This window comes from Methylobacterium gossipiicola, from assembly GCF_900113485.1.
Taxonomy (GTDB): Bacteria; Pseudomonadota; Alphaproteobacteria; order Rhizobiales; family Beijerinckiaceae; genus Methylobacterium; species Methylobacterium gossipiicola.
In genome coordinates this window covers 151,496-166,318 of sequence record NZ_FOPM01000002.1, presented here as the reverse complement: position 1 = coordinate 166,318, position 14,823 = coordinate 151,496, and the positions used below count along the sequence as shown (strand labels likewise).

Below are 14,823 nucleotides of genomic sequence, written 5' to 3'. Positions count from 1 at the left end.
ACGGTGATCGCCGCGCGGGGGAGCCCGCCGGATGGGTCGGGTTCTGCGCAGGGGCCGGTGTGATCATCGCTCGGGGAACGCACGTGTTCAGATTTATCCGGATGATCGCCGCGACGACGATCGGCCTCGGGGCGGCCTCCGCCCTCGCCGGGGAAGCCCAGCCGAACGGCAAGCCCGTCGATGTGCCCGCCGCCGCTGCGCCGAATGCGGGTGCCGCGCCGCCGCTCGGGGCCACCCCGGTGCCGCCGGTCACCGCTCCGGCCCAGCCCGCCGCGCCCGCCGCTCCGGCGGCCCAGGGGGGCGCCCCCGTCCTACCCACGGGCACTCCCGCCACCGTCCTCGACACGGCGGATTACGAGGGCGTCCTCGGCAAGGCCGTGCGCAGCGCCAACGGCGAGGATATGGGCCGGATCATCGACATCATCCTCGACAAGGACGGGCGTCCGCGCGCCGCCATCATCGATTTCGGCGGCTTCCTCGGGGTCGGCTCACGCAAGATCGCCGTGGATTGGCGCGCCCTGCGCTTCACCTCGGATGGAAAGCCGAGCCGCCTCGTGCTGCAACTGACCCGCAATCAGGTGCGGGTCTCGCCGGAATACAAGCCGGGCGATCCCATCGTGGTCCTCGGCCCAGCCAGCCCCGCCGCGCCCGAGGGGGAGCAGCCCGCCGCAGCGTCTCCCGCCGCCGCAGCGCCGGCCGTGACCCAGGCCCCCGCGCCGACGCCGCCCGTCGCCCCGGCGATCCCCGCCGTCGCACCAGCGGAGAAAGCGGCCGATAAGCCATCCGAGGCCAAACCATCCGGGACCAAGCCGGCCGACGTGAAGCCGCTCGACGTGAAACCGTCCGAGAGAGCCCCGGACAAATGACGGTGCCCCTCCCGAAGGGCCGCCGCGCCCTAAGGCCGCGGGAGGTCGCCCAACCCGAGTTCCGGCCCCGCCCCACGCCACGGCGCGGGGGGGGCACCGATACGGTCGCGGAGGGCGCCGACATGAAGGCGGTTTCCCGCACCAGCAGTCGCGGCCTCGACGGGTTCGCGTTCTTCGTCGCCAATCTCCAGACGGGATTCGGCCCGTTCCTCGCCGTCTACTTCACGCAGGCGAAGTGGACTCAGTCGGATATCGGCTTCGCCCTCACCGTCGGCAGCCTCGTCAGCCTCCTGGGCCAGGTGCCGGGCGGGGCCTTCGTCGATGCCATGCGGTCCCTGCGCTTCGCCGCCGGGTTCTCGGTGGTGGCCATCGCGCTGAGCGCCTTCGCCCTCGCCCTGTGGCCGAATTTCCTCATCGTCCTCCTCGCCATGGCGGCGCATTCGGCGGCGAGCTGTATCCTCACCCCCGCCATCGCGGCCATCAGCATCGGTCTCGTCGGCCACGCCCGGGCGGGCGAGCGGCTCGGGCGAAACGCCAGCTTCTCGGCCCTCGGCAACGCCGTCGCGGCCGCCGGCATGGGAGCTTGCGGGTATTACCTCTCCAACGACGCGGTGTTCTACCTCACCGCCTTCCTGATGGTCCCCACCCTGGTGGCCCTGTCGTTCATCCGGCCCGAGGAGATAGGCCCCGTGACCGTGGCGAGCATGCCCTCGACGGGATCGGGGGAGCCGAAACGCGAGGGAGCTCTGCGTGCGCTTCTCACCAACCGGGCGCTCATGTGCTTTGGCGGCTGCATGACGTTGTTCTTTCTGGCGAACGCCGCGATGCTGCCCCTGGTGGGCAGCATGCTGACCCTGCGGGCGAGCGAGACCGCCACGGCCCTCATCGCCGCCTGCATCGTGGTGCCCCAGGTGGTTCTGGCTCTGTCCGGCCCGGCCGTGGGGCGCGCCGCCGAGCGCTGGGGCCGCCGGCCCCTCCTGCTCATCGGTTTCGCCGCCCTGCCGATCCGGGGGCTTCTCTTCGCCTATACCGACAGCCCCGAACTCCTCGTGGCGATCCAGGTGTTCGACGGGGTCTCGGCGGCGGTGTTCGGCGTGATGGTGCCCCTCGTGGTCTCGGACGTCACGCGCGGCACCGGGCGGTTCAACATCGCGCTGGGGGCCGTCGGCACCGCCATGGGCATCGGGGCGGCGCTCTCGACCTCCCTCGCCGGGATCATGGCCGACCGCTTGGGCAGCCATTCGGCCTTCCTCGGTCTCGCCCTCGTGGGCCTGGCCGGCTTCGTGATGCTCGCCCTCATCATGCCGGAAACCCGCCGGGCGCCCGCCCCCTGATTCGGGAGCGGCATCGAATTCGCTTGCCGCTCAAGCCACGTTCAGGTTTCTTCCGCATAAGAGACCGAGTTCGACGTAAGCCTGCAACGCTCGCGGGGGCTTTGCGTTGCGAACGGTGGGGGCACACAGTTTCGTGGGCGTGACGCGCCGACGACGTTCGAAAGACCACGGTCCGCAAGGCAGCCTCGGGCAGGGGCGGCTTTGCTTGGAAAACGGGCAAGCTTGCCCGGAAAACGGGATTGTCACCGCGATGGAAGACCTGTGCGTCTATGCCGACAGGCCGTTCGCCTTCGTCGCCCGCTACCTGCGCCGGCGAGCCCTGCCGCATCTCGTCATCCTGTGCGCCGTCCTCGGCGCCGTCGGATTCTCGGTCAGCACGGATTACGCCCTGAAGGGGGTCGTCGATGCCCTGAGCAAGGGTCCCGAGGCGGGGCTGATCTGGGGGGCGCTCGCCCTCCTCGTCGGCTTCATCGCCGCCGACAACATGCTCTGGCGTGTGGCAAGCCTCACGGGCTCGTTCACCTTCGTGGGCGTCACGGGAGATATCCGGCGCGACCTGTTCCGCCACATGACCGGGCATTCGCCTTCGTTCTTCGCCGACCGCCAGCCCGGTACCCTGGCGAGCCGCATCACCGCGACCTCGAACGCGATCTTCACCGTCGAGAACATGTTCGTGTTCAACGTGATGCCGCCCTGCGTCGCCGCGTTCCTGTCGATCCTCTACATCGGCACGGTCAGCCTCACGATGGCCCTTGTGCTGGCCGGCGTCTTCGCCGCCGTCGTGGTGCTGATGTTCAAGATGGCAGCGGCTGGGACGCCGCTGCACCACGATTTCGCCGCCAAGGCCGCGAGCGTCGACGGCGAGATGGTTGACCTCGTCGGCAACATGCCCCTCGTGCGCGCCTTTTCGGCGTTCAAGCGTGAATACGTCCGCTTCGACGGCACCATCGGGGTCGAGATGCGGTCCCGCCGCTCGTCGCTGCTCTACCTCGAGAAGCTGCGCATCGTTCACGCCATCCTGACGGTGCTCGCCGTCCTCGGCCTGCTCTACTGGGCCATCACCCTGTGGGAGACGGGGGCGATCTCCAACGGCCAGGTGGTCCTCGTCTGCACCCTCGGCATCCGCATCCTCGCCGCCACCCGCGACCTCGCCGTCGCCCTGGTGGACGCGACCCAGCATACCGCCCGTTTGTCGGAGGCCCTCCACACCCTGCTGCAGCCCCACGACCTCACGGACCATCCCGAAGCCGTGCCGCTGTCGGGCACGGGCGCCGAGATCACCTTCGACCACGTCGCCTTCTCGTATCCGGACGGGCGCGCGGTGTTCACGGATTTCGATCTCGTGATCCAGCCGGGGCAGCGCGTCGGGCTGGTGGGCAAGTCGGGCGGCGGAAAGTCCACCCTGTTCTCCCTGATCCAGCGCTTCTACGACGCGCAGGGCGGGCGCATCCTGCTCAACGGACAGGACATCCAGCGGGTCACCCAGGAATCCTTGCGCGAGGCCATCACGGTGGTGCCGCAGGACGTTTCGATGTTCCACCGGACATTGCGCGAGAACATCCGCTACGGCCGTCCCGACGCCTCCGACGAGGATGTGTGGAAGGCCGCCGCCGCCGCCCATTGCACCGATTTCATCGATGCCCTGCCGGAAGGCTTCGACACCATCGTGGGCGACCGGGGCGTGAAGCTCTCCGGCGGCCAGCGCCAGCGCATCGCCATCGCGCGGGCCATCCTCAAGGATTCGCCGATCCTGCTCCTCGACGAGGCGACCTCGGCCCTCGACGCGGAGTCCGAGGAGGCGATCCGGCACGCGCTCGCCAACCTCATGCAGGGCCGTACGGTCATCGCCATCGCCCACCGGCTCTCGACCCTGAAGGATTTTGACCGGATCGTGGTGCTGGAAGGCGGCCGCATCATCCAGGATGGCTCACCGGAGAAGCTGACCCATCTGGACGGGTTCTACCGCGAGCTGATGAAGAAGGAATCGATGTCCCTGGCCCTCGCCGCCGCCTGACCGGCAGGGACGCCCGTGCCCGGTCTCATCCGATCTCCGGTTGATTGCGTCGGACCGGCCGCGCGCGACGGGCTCCCTCTCTTCTCAGGGGGGACCCGTCACGCTGACCCAATGCGAGGCAGCCGGCCCGAACGGTCTTGGAAGAAAGCCCGACCCGCGACCTACGCAGTGGCCGATCCAAAGCTCCGGATCGCGTCGATGATCGCCTGGGCGCGGTATGGCTTGGTAAAGAACAGGCTGCCTTCCGCCATCCGTGGCGGGGTCTGGGTGAAGCCCGTGGCGTAGATGATCGGCAGGTTGGGCCGCAGCCCACGTGCCGCCTCGGCGAGTTGCCAGCCGTCCATGGCGCCGGGCAGACGGATATCGGTGAACAAGATGTCGATGGCCGCGTCCGCCGCGAGGAGGTCGAGGGCGGTTTCCGCCGTGGTCGCCTGGGCGACGGCGAAGCCCGCATCCTCGAGTTCGGCGGTCACCACTTCGAGCAGCATGAGCTCGTCTTCGACGACGAGGATCCGGGGCGCGGCGGGGTCGGTCAAAAGCGGCTCTCCGAGTCAGGCGAAGCGCGACGAGGGAAGGTGGGGCGCGGGCGTGAAGGCGTCCGGGATCGCCGGGGGCGGGGCCGGCTCGCGGTCGCGCGGCAGGTAGATCTCAACGGTGGTGCCCTGTCCGGGCCGGCTATCCAGGAGGATGTGACCACCCGATTGCTTGGCGAAGCCGAAGGCCTGGCTCAAGCCGAGGCCGGTGCCCTCGCCCACGGCCTTGGTGGTGAAGAACGGCTCGAAGGCACGGGCGCTGATCTCCGGGCTCATGCCGCAGCCCCGGTCGGTGACGCTGATGAGTACGTGATCGACGGCCCGAAGGCCGGCGCGGGTGGCGGCCTCGGCGGCCGGAACGTTGCGGGTGCGGATCGTCGCCCGCCTGCTGTCCGGGCGTCCCTGTGCCAGCATGGCGTCGCGAGCGTTCACCGCAAGGTTCAGGAGCACATTCTCGAGCTGGTTGGCGTCGACGCGCACTGGCCAGAGATCGGCGGCGAGCTCCATCTCCGGCGGCTCGGTGGCGTTGAGGGCGCCGCGCAGGAGTTCGGAGAGATCGCCGATGAGGATGTTGGCGTCGAATCGGGTCGGCTGGAGCGGCTGGCGCCGGGCGAAGGCGAGCATCTTCTGCACGAGGCTCGCCGCCCGCTCCGCGCCTTTGAGGGCGCTGCCGCGCGCCCGCTCGGCCGTGGCGTCGAGGGGGGCGCGCGCGAGGCGATCGAGATTGGCGATGACGACGCCGAGCAAGTTGTTGAAATCGTGGGCGACGCCGCCCGTGAGGGCGCCGATGGCCTCCATCTTCTGGGTCTGGCGCAGCATCTCCTCGGCCCGCTCGCGTTCGGCGATGGCCGTGCGCAGGGCGTCGAGGGCCTCGTCGCGCTCACGGATGCGGGCGACGAGTTCGGCATTGGCCCGGCGTAGGGTCTCGGGGGAGGGCAGGGCCAGGGCGCGCGGCAGCAGCTCCCAGAGCAGGACCGCGGTGAGCAGGGACGCCACCGCGGTGACGGCCTTCAGCAGGGCCTCGGCGGCGTAATCCGGCACCCAAAGAGTCCAGATCGCGAAGAAGTGCGTGGTGCCGCAGGCGAGGATGAAGCCCGCGAAGGCCCAGCCCATCCAGCCGAAGGCCACGTCGCTGCGCCGGGTGACGAACACGCCGAGCGCCACCGGAATGGTGAAGTAGGCGAGTCCGATCACGAAATCCGAGACGACGTGTGTCCAGATCAGTTCCGGGCGCCACAGGAGGCAGATACCGTGGGGGGAGAGATTGCTTCGATCAAGAAAGCTCCCGAGGGCATCAAGCATGGAACCGTTCCAAACCCCTCTCGGGAAAAGCCTGCCGTCTGACTGCGAATCGGGGGACGACGATGGCCGGTTTCCTCCGAGGGCGAAACCGCGCCTTTCGCGACGCCGAGGATTTTCGGCCGCGCCCGAGACGTTATCGTATGCGCTTGCCGTGACAGGACCCGGACGTGGATCAATTTTCCATTGGTCCGGGACGCCCGGTCACTCGACGATGAGCTTGTAGCCCTGGCCCGAGCGCAAAGCGGCCCCGCGTTCGAGGCCGTTGAGGACGAGGAAGCGCTCGCCGGCGCGGTCGGGCACCACCATGCGGTGGGTGAGACTGTCCACGGTGTCGGCGGCACCGGCCTGCACCACTTGGATGCGGAGGGGGCGAAGGGCCTGCGTCTCGGCGGCGCCGACCGCCTGGAGGCTCTCCGTCCAACGCCGGAAGGCGGCTTCGGGGTCGGTGGCGCCCTTGGCGGCCATGATCATCCGGAACGTCGCGTCGCCGACCCGGATGGCGGCGAGGCGGAAGGTCCAATCCTTGCCACGTGACAGGGCCGTCACCGCCGGGTGCCCGCCGATGGTCCGGCTTTCCAGGGACCCGGCCTCGAGGGCGTCGTTCCAAGTGGCTTTCAGCACGGCGTCGAGCCCCTGGCCGGCGGCGTTCTCGACCTGATCGAACAGCAGGCGGCGGCTGCCCTCCGGCGTGGTGCCGAGGACGGCGCTGCGGGTGTTCTCGATGGTGAACCCGTCCGGAACCTCGAAGGCGATGCCGAGGCCGGGATGGAGGAAGCGGTGGCCGCGCACGGCGCCGTCGCCGGGATTGTCGCCGTACGCGATGCCGTCGATGGCCGCGAGGTAGCGGGCGCGCTCGTCGACCCCGAGGCCCGGCGCGCCGATGAGGCGCGCCGCCCGCGTCACCAGGGTGATGCGCTCCTGAGTGCCCGGATGGGTCGCGAGCATGTCGGCCTCGCCACCCTGGCCGGTGCCCGCCTTCAATCCGGTGCTGCGGCTGAGGGCGCGCAGGAACCGCCCGGCGCCGAACGCGTCGTAGCCCGCCCGTGCGAGGGTTTTCACCCCGATGCCGTCCGCCTCCAGTTCCTGATCCCGCGAGAAGCGTGCGAGGGTGAATTTCGACTGATTCTGCAGCTGCGCGCCGGTGACGGGATCGTTGAGCACATCGGCCACCACCCGGCTCACGAGCTGCGAGCGGAGGGCCAGTTCCGTGCGGGCCGTGGCGTGGCGCAGGGTGACGTGGGCGATCTCGTGTGCGAGCACCGCGGCGATCTCGGACGTGTCGCTGGCGAGCGCCAGCAATCCGCGCGTCACGTAGAGTCTGCCGTTGGGCAGCGCGAAGGCATTGATCACCGGTGAATCGAGGAGGGTGACGGCGTACGCTTCCTCCGGCCGGTCCGTGGCCCGCACCAGCCGGTCAGTGACGTCGGTCAGGAGCTTCAGGGCGGCGGGCCACCGGTATTCGCCGCCGAACGAGGCCACGAGCTTGGCGTGGTCGGCATCCGCATTGGTGCGGTCGCGGCCGATGACGCGGGGGGCCTCCGCCGGCACGGCGACCACGGCCGGCTGCAATGTTGCGCCGGTCTGGTCGCCGATGCAGCCCGTGAGCAGGGCCGTGAGAAAAAGAACGCCCGCGCGCAGGCCGACGGAGCCGGCACCCGCCGTCGATCCGCGCGCGCCGCCCGAGGCCCGCGCCGTGCCGCCCATCATGGCCAACGTCATGCCGATCAGCGCCCCTGCGCCTGCGTCGCGTCCGAGACTTCGCGTTTCGAGACTTCGCGTTTCGAGACTTGGCTATCCAGGACTTCGATCATGTCCGCGCTCGCCACGTCGAGGGTCGGGCCGCGCCAGATCTCGACGATGCCCCTCACCCTCACGAGCCGGCCACGCAGGGTCGCCGCACTCAAACCACGGTCCTGCAATTGACGCCAAGTGCGTTTCGACACGGTTACCGTGAGGCCGTCGCCGCCGCGCCGGGCGAAGTCGAGATAGGTGCGCCGCGCCCGCTCCCCGACCCACAGGACCCGCCCGCGCGCCACGACGAAGCGGCCGAGCCGCGCCCGCAGGGCCACGCCGTCCTCGGCCGCGTGTTCGCCGGGAGAGGACGCGCCCTCGCGCCACAGGCCCCGCCCGGCCCCCCGCGCGGCGGCCTCCAGGGCGAGGAGCCCCGGCCGGCACAGGCTGTCGCGCTCGCCCGCATCGACCACGGCGAGGCCCGCTTCGATGAGGCCGCCGGCGAGATCGACGGTGCCGTCGGCCGCGAGGGCGTCGACATGGACCCGGCCCCAGCGGTCCGTCTCGCCCCGGGCCACGAGAGTGAGGGGTACGCCCCGGTGGGTCTCCAGCCACGCGGCGGCGGCTTCGGCGAGGTCCGGCGTCTCCGGCCAGCGCAGGCCGTCGAGGACGCCGCGCGTCCCCGACGCGAAGGCGAGTTCGCCGCGGGCGCCGATGGCCGTCAGCGCCGTGTCGGGCAGGGGGGCGGTCCGGCATTCGGGCGTCACCGCCCCGGCCGGCGTCACAGCGCCGACGATCGCCAGGAGGAGCGCACCGCTTCCGTCCCAGACGCGCCTCCGATCACCCATGCCGCACCGCTTTTCTCCGAATTCCGGCGCCATTGTGCGAGACCCCCGCCGGGGGACAAGCACGACCTCGCCCGCGGGGGCCGTTTCGGGCGCCCTGCGGCAGCCCCGCCACAGACTGTACCGGCACGGCCTCGGCGCGGTTGGCCTGCCCCGGGGTTGATGCTACGAAGGGGGCGGTGAGTCTCCGTAGCTCAGCTGGACAGAGCACAGGTTTCCTAGACACAATTGGGCGCCGCGAGGGGAAACCACGCGGTGGATCCGCTCAAATTCGGGGAAAGCCCGAGGGTCTGCCCAGGCAGGCCCCGCCGATCCCGAGCCAAGCCCGCTCATCCCCCGGGGAAATCTTTCCCGGAAGGGGGAGCGGGAAGGTGTAGAGACTAGACGGGCGGCACCTAACGGCTTCCTCGGAAGCCCATGGTGAAGGGATAGTCCAGGCCACGAACGTCCTCGCGAGGGGGCGGCGGCGGAAGCCGAAGTGGTATGAAACCTGGGGTCGCAGGTTCGAGACCTGCCGGGGACGCCACCATTTCTCAGCCCGTGTCGCGGGTGCCCGCGGATCGTGCGGGGCCTCCATCGAGGGAGTGCGGGGACGGCCCGCCTTTCGAAGAAGGCGCCGGCGGACGAGCCGTGTGACGGAAACGAGCAGCATGGCAGGCCAGAAGACCGACGCGCGGGACGTGCATGTGGGCCGGCGCATCGCCGAACAGCGCAAGAAGGCGTCCCTGACCCAGAAGCGGGTGGCCGAGCGGTTCGGCATGTCCGCCGCCCAACTCCAGAAATACGAGAAGGGCACGAACCGGATCAGCGCGATCCACCTCGACAGCTTCAGCCGGATGACGGGCGTGCCCGTGTCCTACTTCTTCGAGGATCTCGCCCATGCCGAAGAGGATGCCGCCGGCTTTTCCGAGCCGCCGCAGCGGCCCTACGCGGCCGAGGATAGCTGGGACGGCCTCGTGGAGGTGGTGGCCCGGCACGTGACCGAGCATTTCTCGGAGGAGCGGCGCAAGGAATTCGCGTCGGCGATCCGCGCCCTCGACGCCAAGCTCCGGGGATGAAAAGCAGTCATGACGTTCTTTATACCGAACGCGTTCGGTTTTTCGTCTTGACCCTTCAGAAGGCGGATGCGAGAAGCCGGCCTTCCGTCTAGCCGGGTCAGCTGCATCGCATGAGGCGCGCCCGAGAACCGGGTTTGCTGATCATGGCACGTTCCAACTACCTCTTCACGAGTGAGTCCGTCTCGGAAGGTCATCCGGACAAGGTCTGCGACCGCATCTCCGACACGGTGGTGGATGCCTACATCGCGGCGATGCCGGAGGCCCGCCTCGGCGTCGAGACCCTGGCCACCACCAACCGCATCGTCATCGCGGGCGAGGTCCGGGGTCCCGATTCGGTAACCTTCGAGCACCTGGAGCATCTCACCCGCGAGGCGGTGAAGGATATCGGCTACGAGCAGTCGGGCTTCCACTGGAAGAACAACGACATCGCCATCCACCTCCACGCTCAATCGGCCGACATCGCCCAGGGCGTCGATTCCTCCGGCAACAAGGACGAGGGCGCGGGCGATCAGGGCATCATGTTCGGCTACGCGTCCGACGAGACGCCCGAGCTCATGCCGGCGCCGATCTACTACGCCCACAAGATCCTCAAGGATCTGGCCGATGCCCGCCGGGGCAAGCAGGGTGATGCCGCCAAGCTCGGCCCCGATGCCAAGAGCCAGGTCACGGTCCGCTACGAGAACGGCCGCCCCGTCGGCGTGACCCAGATCGTGCTCTCGACCCAGCACTTGGACGAGAGCCTCGATTCCGCCGACGTGCGCGCCATCGTCGAGCCCTACATCCTGTCCGCTTTGCCGAAGGATTGGGTCTCGGAGGAGACGGTCTGGCACGTGAACCCCACGGGCAAGTTCGTCATCGGCGGCCCCGATGGCGATGCCGGCCTCACCGGCCGCAAGATCATCGTCGACACCTACGGCGGAGCAGCGCCCCACGGCGGCGGCGCCTTCTCGGGCAAGGACCCGACGAAGGTGGATCGCTCGGCCGCCTATGCCGCCCGCTACCTCGCCAAGAACGTCGTCGCGGCCGGCCTCGCGACGCGGGCCACCATCCAGCTCGCCTACGCCATCGGCGTCGCCAAGCCCCTGTCGATCTACGTCGACCTGCACGGCACCGGCCGGGTCGACGAGGCGAAGCTCGAGGATGTTCTCATGAACGCCTTCGACCTGTCGCCCCGCGGCATCCGGACGAAGCTCGGCCTCAACAAGCCGATCTACGCCCGCACCTCGGCCTACGGGCATTTCGGGCGGGCCCCCGACGCGGACGGTGGCTTCTCTTGGGAGCGCACCGACCTCGCCGACAGCCTCAAGTCGGCCCTGTCCTGATCCCATGACCATGGGGCGGGACGAACTCCCGCCCATCGCGGGCGGAGACGATGCGGTCGGTGAAGAGGCCGCCGACCGGGCCTTCTTCGGACGGCGCAAAGGCAAACGCCTGCGCGCCGCCCAGGAGCAGCGCATCGCCGAGGAACTGCCGCGTCTGCGCGTGGCCCTGCCGGCGGCGGGGACCCATCTCGATCCGCCTGATCTGTTTTCCGTTCCTGTGGATGAGGTCTGGCTGGAGATCGGGTTCGGCGGCGGCGAGCATCTCGCCGCCCAGGCTCAGGCCAACCCGCGCGTCGGCATCGTCGGTGCCGAACCCTTCGTCAACGGCGTGGCGAAGCTCCTGCGGGCCGTGGATGACGGTGGATTGCGCAACGTACGGGTCTGGGACGAGGACGCCACGGCGTTGCTGGCCGCGATCCCCGACGCCAGCCTGTCGCGGGTCTACCTGCTCTATCCCGATCCCTGGCCAAAGCGCCGCCAGCGCAAGCGCCGCTTCGTCTCCGACGAATCCTTGAGCGAGATCGCCCGGGTCCTAAAGCCCGGCGGCGTGTTCCGCTTCGCCAGCGACATCGACGACTATGCCGGCTGGACTCTGGTCCGGGCCGCCCGCTGCCCCGGTTTGGCCTGGACCGCCGCCTCGGCCGACGCGTGGCGTCGCCCCTGGGCGGACTGGCCCGGCACCCGCTACGAGGCCAAGGCCCTGGCCGTTGGACGCCTGCCGACCTATCTCGAGTTCCGGCGCGTCGCCGCCGATTGAGGCGCCGCGCTCACCGTGCAGGCGCCCTCCAGAACAAACCCTCTTGCCTTCCGGCGCCCGAAGCCCTTGCATGTATTCGGTGCGTCGTGTCCGGCCTTGCCGAAGCCTTCCCCCGCGATGGGGAAGTCTTCACGCGGGCGCCACCGTTGAGCGAGGGGGGCGGAGTGAGCGGCGCTGCGGATCAGAACGGAACCGAGGCGGCGTTCGCCGGAGCCGGGATCGGCCTCCTCACCCTGGATCTCCGGACCGGCCGCGTCGGGGCGGCCAATCCCCATCTCTGTGATCTGCTCGGGTATCCGGCCGACGGCCTGACGGGGCTTGCCCTCGAAGACCTCGGTGAGGCCGTCTTCCCCGTCCCGGCGGGCTTCCGGCCCTGGCGCCGCCGCGACGGCGGCGTCCTCGACGTTCGGGTCCGCCCCTCGGCTCCGGCGGACGGAATCCAGGTTCTCGTGGTCGACGGCCCCGAGGCGGAGGACGCCGTGTCGATCGCGGCGAGCCCGACCGACGACCTCGGCGAATGGCGCTTCGATCCACGGACGGGCTTCGTGGCGCTCTCGCGCCGGGCCGCCCGCATCCTGGGCGAAATCCCAACTTCCGGCCTGCCCTGGGCGAGCCTGCGCGGGCGCCTCGATGGGGCCGAGGCCGCACGGATCGAGGGCGAGGTCCGCAAGGCCCTGGGGGAGGGTGGGGCGTTCGCCCTGCAATGCCGCCTGAACCGGTCCGACGACGGGCGTGAGAGCCATATCGACGTGCGCGGTGAAGCCCGGTGGGACGGGCGGGGGGGAGCGGCCGGCATCGCCGGGACGGTGCAGGACATCACCGCCGAGGTCGTCACCCGCGCGGCCCTGCATGCGAGCGAGCAACGCTTGCGCATCGCCACCTCGCTCGCCGCATTGGGCATCTTCGAGTGGCATATGCTCGACGATCAGGCCGTTTGGGAAAACGAACGCATGTTCGCGATCTTCGGGCGCAGCGTCGCGGACGGCGCCGTGGGCAAGCGCGAGTTCCTCGAACACATCCTCCATCCCGACGATCGAGCTCCGTTTCGCACGGCGATTTCGCGGGCCCTTCGGGGGGATGCCGTGCTCCAGGCCACGGGCCGCATCCGGCGCCGGAGCGACGGCGCGTGGCGCATCATCGACCTCGCCGGGCGCTTCGAGCAGGACCCGCATCACCGGCTCCCGCGTCGGCTCATCGGCGTGGTCGCCGATGTGACCGAACGGCGGATGGCCGAGGAACGCCAGACCCTGCTGATCCGTGAACTGCATCACCGGGTGAAGAACACCCTCGCCACGGTGCAGGCCATTGTCGGCTCCACGGCGCGCACGGCTTCCAGCATCGAGAGCTTCTATGAAGCGTTCGTCGGCCGGATCATGTCGCTGGCCCACACCCATTCGGTCCTGACGGAAGACACTTGGCAGACGGCCTCCCTGCGCACCCTCCTGGCCAATGAACTGCGGCCCTATGCCGATGGCTCCCTCGGGGAGGGGGCGGCGGATGCCCGGATTCGCCTCGACGGGCCGGCCGTCGATCTCACCTCCGACGTCGCCGTGCCCATCGGCATGGCGATCCACGAACTTACGACCAACGCGGCGAAGTACGGCGCCCTCTCGACGTCGGAGGGGCGCGTGGCCATCACCTGGAGCCTCGAGTCGGACGGGACGCTGGACTTCGAATGGCGGGAGAGCGGTGGCCCCCCCGTGCCGCCGCCGACGCGTCAGGGCTTCGGCTCGCGCCTGCTCCAGCGGGTGCTGACGGCACAGGTGCGGGCCGAAGTGACGATGGCGTACCCCGTCGACGGGTTTCGCCTGCGGATGCTGGCGCCGCTGCCGGCGCGCAGTACGGTGCTGGCGTCCCTGCCCTGAACGAGGGGGCCTGCCCAGCGACGCGATGGGTTCGAATCAGGCGGCGCCCCGCGTGTCGCCCTCGCCCCCGGCCCGGACGAAATCCTTGAGTTCGTCGAGGGACGCGAAGGTGAAGCGTCCACGCGGCGTTTCCGCCTGGATGGAGCCGTTGGAGAACATCACGTAGGTGTTGCCCCCCGACTTATAGGTGCCGACCACGTCGGGTTGGTCTTCGATGGCCACGGGCTCCGGTTCGGGGGCGGGAGCGGGCGACGGCAGCGGCGTGAGATCGGTGGTGTCGAGGGTCGGATACAGGCGCAAGGGTTCGCCCGCCGCCTCGACGTCGAACACACGCGGCTTCGGATGATCGTCCTGCGCCAAGGTGTCCATCTCCGGGACCGGCGGAGCGTGGACCACGGGCTCGGAGGGCGGAGGCTCGACGGCCACCGTCCTCACCGGCGGCGGCAGGAGTTCCGGCGAGGTTTGGGGAAAGGGCTCGGGCAAGGGTGAAGGCTCGCGCGAGACCTCGGCGAGGAGGGGCTCGTGCGCGGGTTCCTCAAGGCGTGGTTCGGCGACCTCCGCTGCCGCCGGCTCCGGCGGCTGGATGAAGGTCGGCTCGGTCCCGCGCCCGCTGGGGCCGGCGCCCTGGGGGGCGTCGTTCGCCGCGGAGGCCGCGAAGGTCGCACCGGCGAGCCCCGCCGCGAATTCCGCTTCGAACCCCGCTCCGAGTCCCGCGAGGCCGTGGCTCGCCTTCGTGTCGCGCGTCGCGAGACCGTCGAGGCTCGGCCGCTGGCGGCCGGGCCTTTCGTCCGGCTCGGGATCGGCGACGGTCGGGCCGGACAGATCCGGCGCGAAAGGCCGGGCCGGGGCGGCCTCCCGGCTGGGCGCGATCTCCCGGCTGGGCGCAAGCTCGGTCGAAGCGAGGCGTTGGGTAAGGCTGCGAAGCTGTTGGGCCACCACCGCGAGGCCCAGGAGGACGGCGCCCGCCGAGGCCGAGGTCGCCCCCGCGACGGTCATGGCCATGCCGCTTTCCAGCCGCACGAAGGGAAACCCCTGGATCACCGCCGCAACGCCACCGACGATCATCAGGACAGCGAGCGCGAAAAGCGCAATGTTCATGGAACTCTCGAAAAACGTCCGCACCCGTAGTGCGGCGGGGACAGTAAGGCCCTGCGGACCATTTGCAAAATCCGTTGGCCGTGCACCCCCATGGCGCG

At 70.0% G+C, this 14,823-nt stretch carries 12 protein-coding genes; 7 read left to right on the top strand and 5 right to left on the bottom strand.

From position 1 onward, the window contains the following. Nucleotides 1–83: 83 nt before the first annotated feature. The 3 genes from BM249_RS02340 to BM249_RS02330 all read left to right on the top strand — a co-directional run bounded on the left by BM249_RS02340 (nucleotide 84) and on the right by BM249_RS02330 (nucleotide 4,214). On the top strand, nucleotides 84–866 hold the full coding sequence (locus BM249_RS02340; RefSeq protein WP_425284778.1) for a PRC-barrel domain-containing protein: 783 nt from the start codon (nucleotides 84–86) through the stop codon (nucleotides 864–866). Then, nucleotides 863–2,200: an MFS transporter gene (locus tag BM249_RS02335; RefSeq protein ID WP_091968576.1), complete on the top strand. Its 1,338-nt coding sequence runs from the start codon at nucleotides 863–865 to the stop codon at nucleotides 2,198–2,200. The genes BM249_RS02340 and BM249_RS02335 overlap by 4 nt, the downstream gene beginning before the upstream one ends. A gap of 250 nt (nucleotides 2,201–2,450) precedes the next feature. After that, entirely contained in the window at nucleotides 2,451–4,214 is a 1,764-nt protein-coding gene (locus BM249_RS02330) for an ABC transporter ATP-binding protein (RefSeq protein WP_091968574.1), read from the top strand. A gap of 161 nt (nucleotides 4,215–4,375) precedes the next feature. On the opposite strand, the gene BM249_RS02325 is transcribed toward BM249_RS02330, so the two are convergent. The 4 genes from BM249_RS02325 to BM249_RS02310 form a co-directional block, all read right to left on the bottom strand. Further along, nucleotides 4,376–4,750 (bottom strand): response regulator, encoded by a 375-nt coding sequence (locus BM249_RS02325; RefSeq protein ID WP_280142638.1) that lies wholly within the window; start codon nucleotides 4,748–4,750, stop codon nucleotides 4,376–4,378. 15 nt (nucleotides 4,751–4,765) lie between these two features. Further along, nucleotides 4,766–6,049, bottom strand: coding sequence for a sensor histidine kinase (locus BM249_RS02320; RefSeq protein ID WP_091968572.1), 1,284 nt, complete (start codon nucleotides 6,047–6,049; stop codon nucleotides 4,766–4,768). 201 nt (nucleotides 6,050–6,250) lie between these two features. Next, nucleotides 6,251–7,768 (bottom strand): M48 family metalloprotease, encoded by a 1,518-nt coding sequence (locus BM249_RS02315; RefSeq protein ID WP_244528541.1) that lies wholly within the window; start codon nucleotides 7,766–7,768, stop codon nucleotides 6,251–6,253. Between the two features lie 5 nt (nucleotides 7,769–7,773). Further along, complete coding sequence (locus tag BM249_RS02310) at nucleotides 7,774–8,628, bottom strand: thermonuclease family protein (RefSeq protein ID WP_091968570.1); 855 nt, start codon at nucleotides 8,626–8,628, stop codon at nucleotides 7,774–7,776. A gap of 647 nt (nucleotides 8,629–9,275) precedes the next feature. Between BM249_RS02310 and BM249_RS02305 the strand changes: the two genes are divergently transcribed. The 4 genes from BM249_RS02305 to BM249_RS02290 all read left to right on the top strand — a co-directional run bounded on the left by BM249_RS02305 (nucleotide 9,276) and on the right by BM249_RS02290 (nucleotide 13,627). Beyond that, nucleotides 9,276–9,683, top strand: coding sequence for a helix-turn-helix domain-containing protein (locus BM249_RS02305; RefSeq protein ID WP_091968569.1), 408 nt, complete (start codon nucleotides 9,276–9,278; stop codon nucleotides 9,681–9,683). A gap of 143 nt (nucleotides 9,684–9,826) precedes the next feature. After that, complete coding sequence (gene metK, locus BM249_RS02300; protein WP_091968841.1) at nucleotides 9,827–11,005, top strand: methionine adenosyltransferase; 1,179 nt, start codon at nucleotides 9,827–9,829, stop codon at nucleotides 11,003–11,005. A 4-nt stretch (nucleotides 11,006–11,009) separates the two neighbouring features. Then, the gene (trmB, locus tag BM249_RS02295; protein ID WP_091968568.1) at nucleotides 11,010–11,762 is read left to right on the top strand and encodes a tRNA (guanosine(46)-N7)-methyltransferase TrmB; all 753 of its coding nucleotides are present in this window, start codon (nucleotides 11,010–11,012) and stop codon (nucleotides 11,760–11,762) included. 164 nt (nucleotides 11,763–11,926) lie between these two features. Further along, a complete protein-coding gene (locus BM249_RS02290) occupies nucleotides 11,927–13,627 on the top strand; it encodes a sensor histidine kinase (RefSeq protein WP_244528540.1) in 1,701 nt (566 codons plus the stop codon). A gap of 36 nt (nucleotides 13,628–13,663) precedes the next feature. On the opposite strand, the gene BM249_RS02285 is transcribed toward BM249_RS02290, so the two are convergent. Next, a complete protein-coding gene (locus BM249_RS02285) occupies nucleotides 13,664–14,725 on the bottom strand; it encodes a hypothetical protein (RefSeq protein WP_091968566.1) in 1,062 nt (353 codons plus the stop codon). Nucleotides 14,726–14,823 lie beyond the last annotated feature (98 nt).

Bases quoted from the DNA above. Each gene is read 5' to 3' on its own strand.
- BM249_RS02305 (WP_091968569.1), top strand. From the start codon at position 9,276: ATGGCAGGCCAGAAGACCGACGCGCGGGACGTGCATGTGGGCCGGCGC.
- trmB (WP_091968568.1), top strand. From the start codon at position 11,010: ATGACCATGGGGCGGGACGAACTCCCGCCCATCGCGGGCGGAGACGAT.
- BM249_RS02320 (WP_091968572.1), bottom strand. From the start codon at position 6,049: ATGCTTGATGCCCTCGGGAGCTTTCTTGATCGAAGCAATCTCTCCCCC.
- BM249_RS02285 (WP_091968566.1), bottom strand. From the start codon at position 14,725: ATGAACATTGCGCTTTTCGCGCTCGCTGTCCTGATGATCGTCGGTGGC.
- BM249_RS02330 (WP_091968574.1), top strand. From the start codon at position 2,451: ATGGAAGACCTGTGCGTCTATGCCGACAGGCCGTTCGCCTTCGTCGCC.
- BM249_RS02315 (WP_244528541.1), bottom strand. From the start codon at position 7,768: ATGACGTTGGCCATGATGGGCGGCACGGCGCGGGCCTCGGGCGGCGCG.
- BM249_RS02310 (WP_091968570.1), bottom strand. From the start codon at position 8,628: ATGGGTGATCGGAGGCGCGTCTGGGACGGAAGCGGTGCGCTCCTCCTG.
- BM249_RS02335 (WP_091968576.1), top strand. From the start codon at position 863: ATGACGGTGCCCCTCCCGAAGGGCCGCCGCGCCCTAAGGCCGCGGGAG.
- metK (WP_091968841.1), top strand. From the start codon at position 9,827: ATGGCACGTTCCAACTACCTCTTCACGAGTGAGTCCGTCTCGGAAGGT.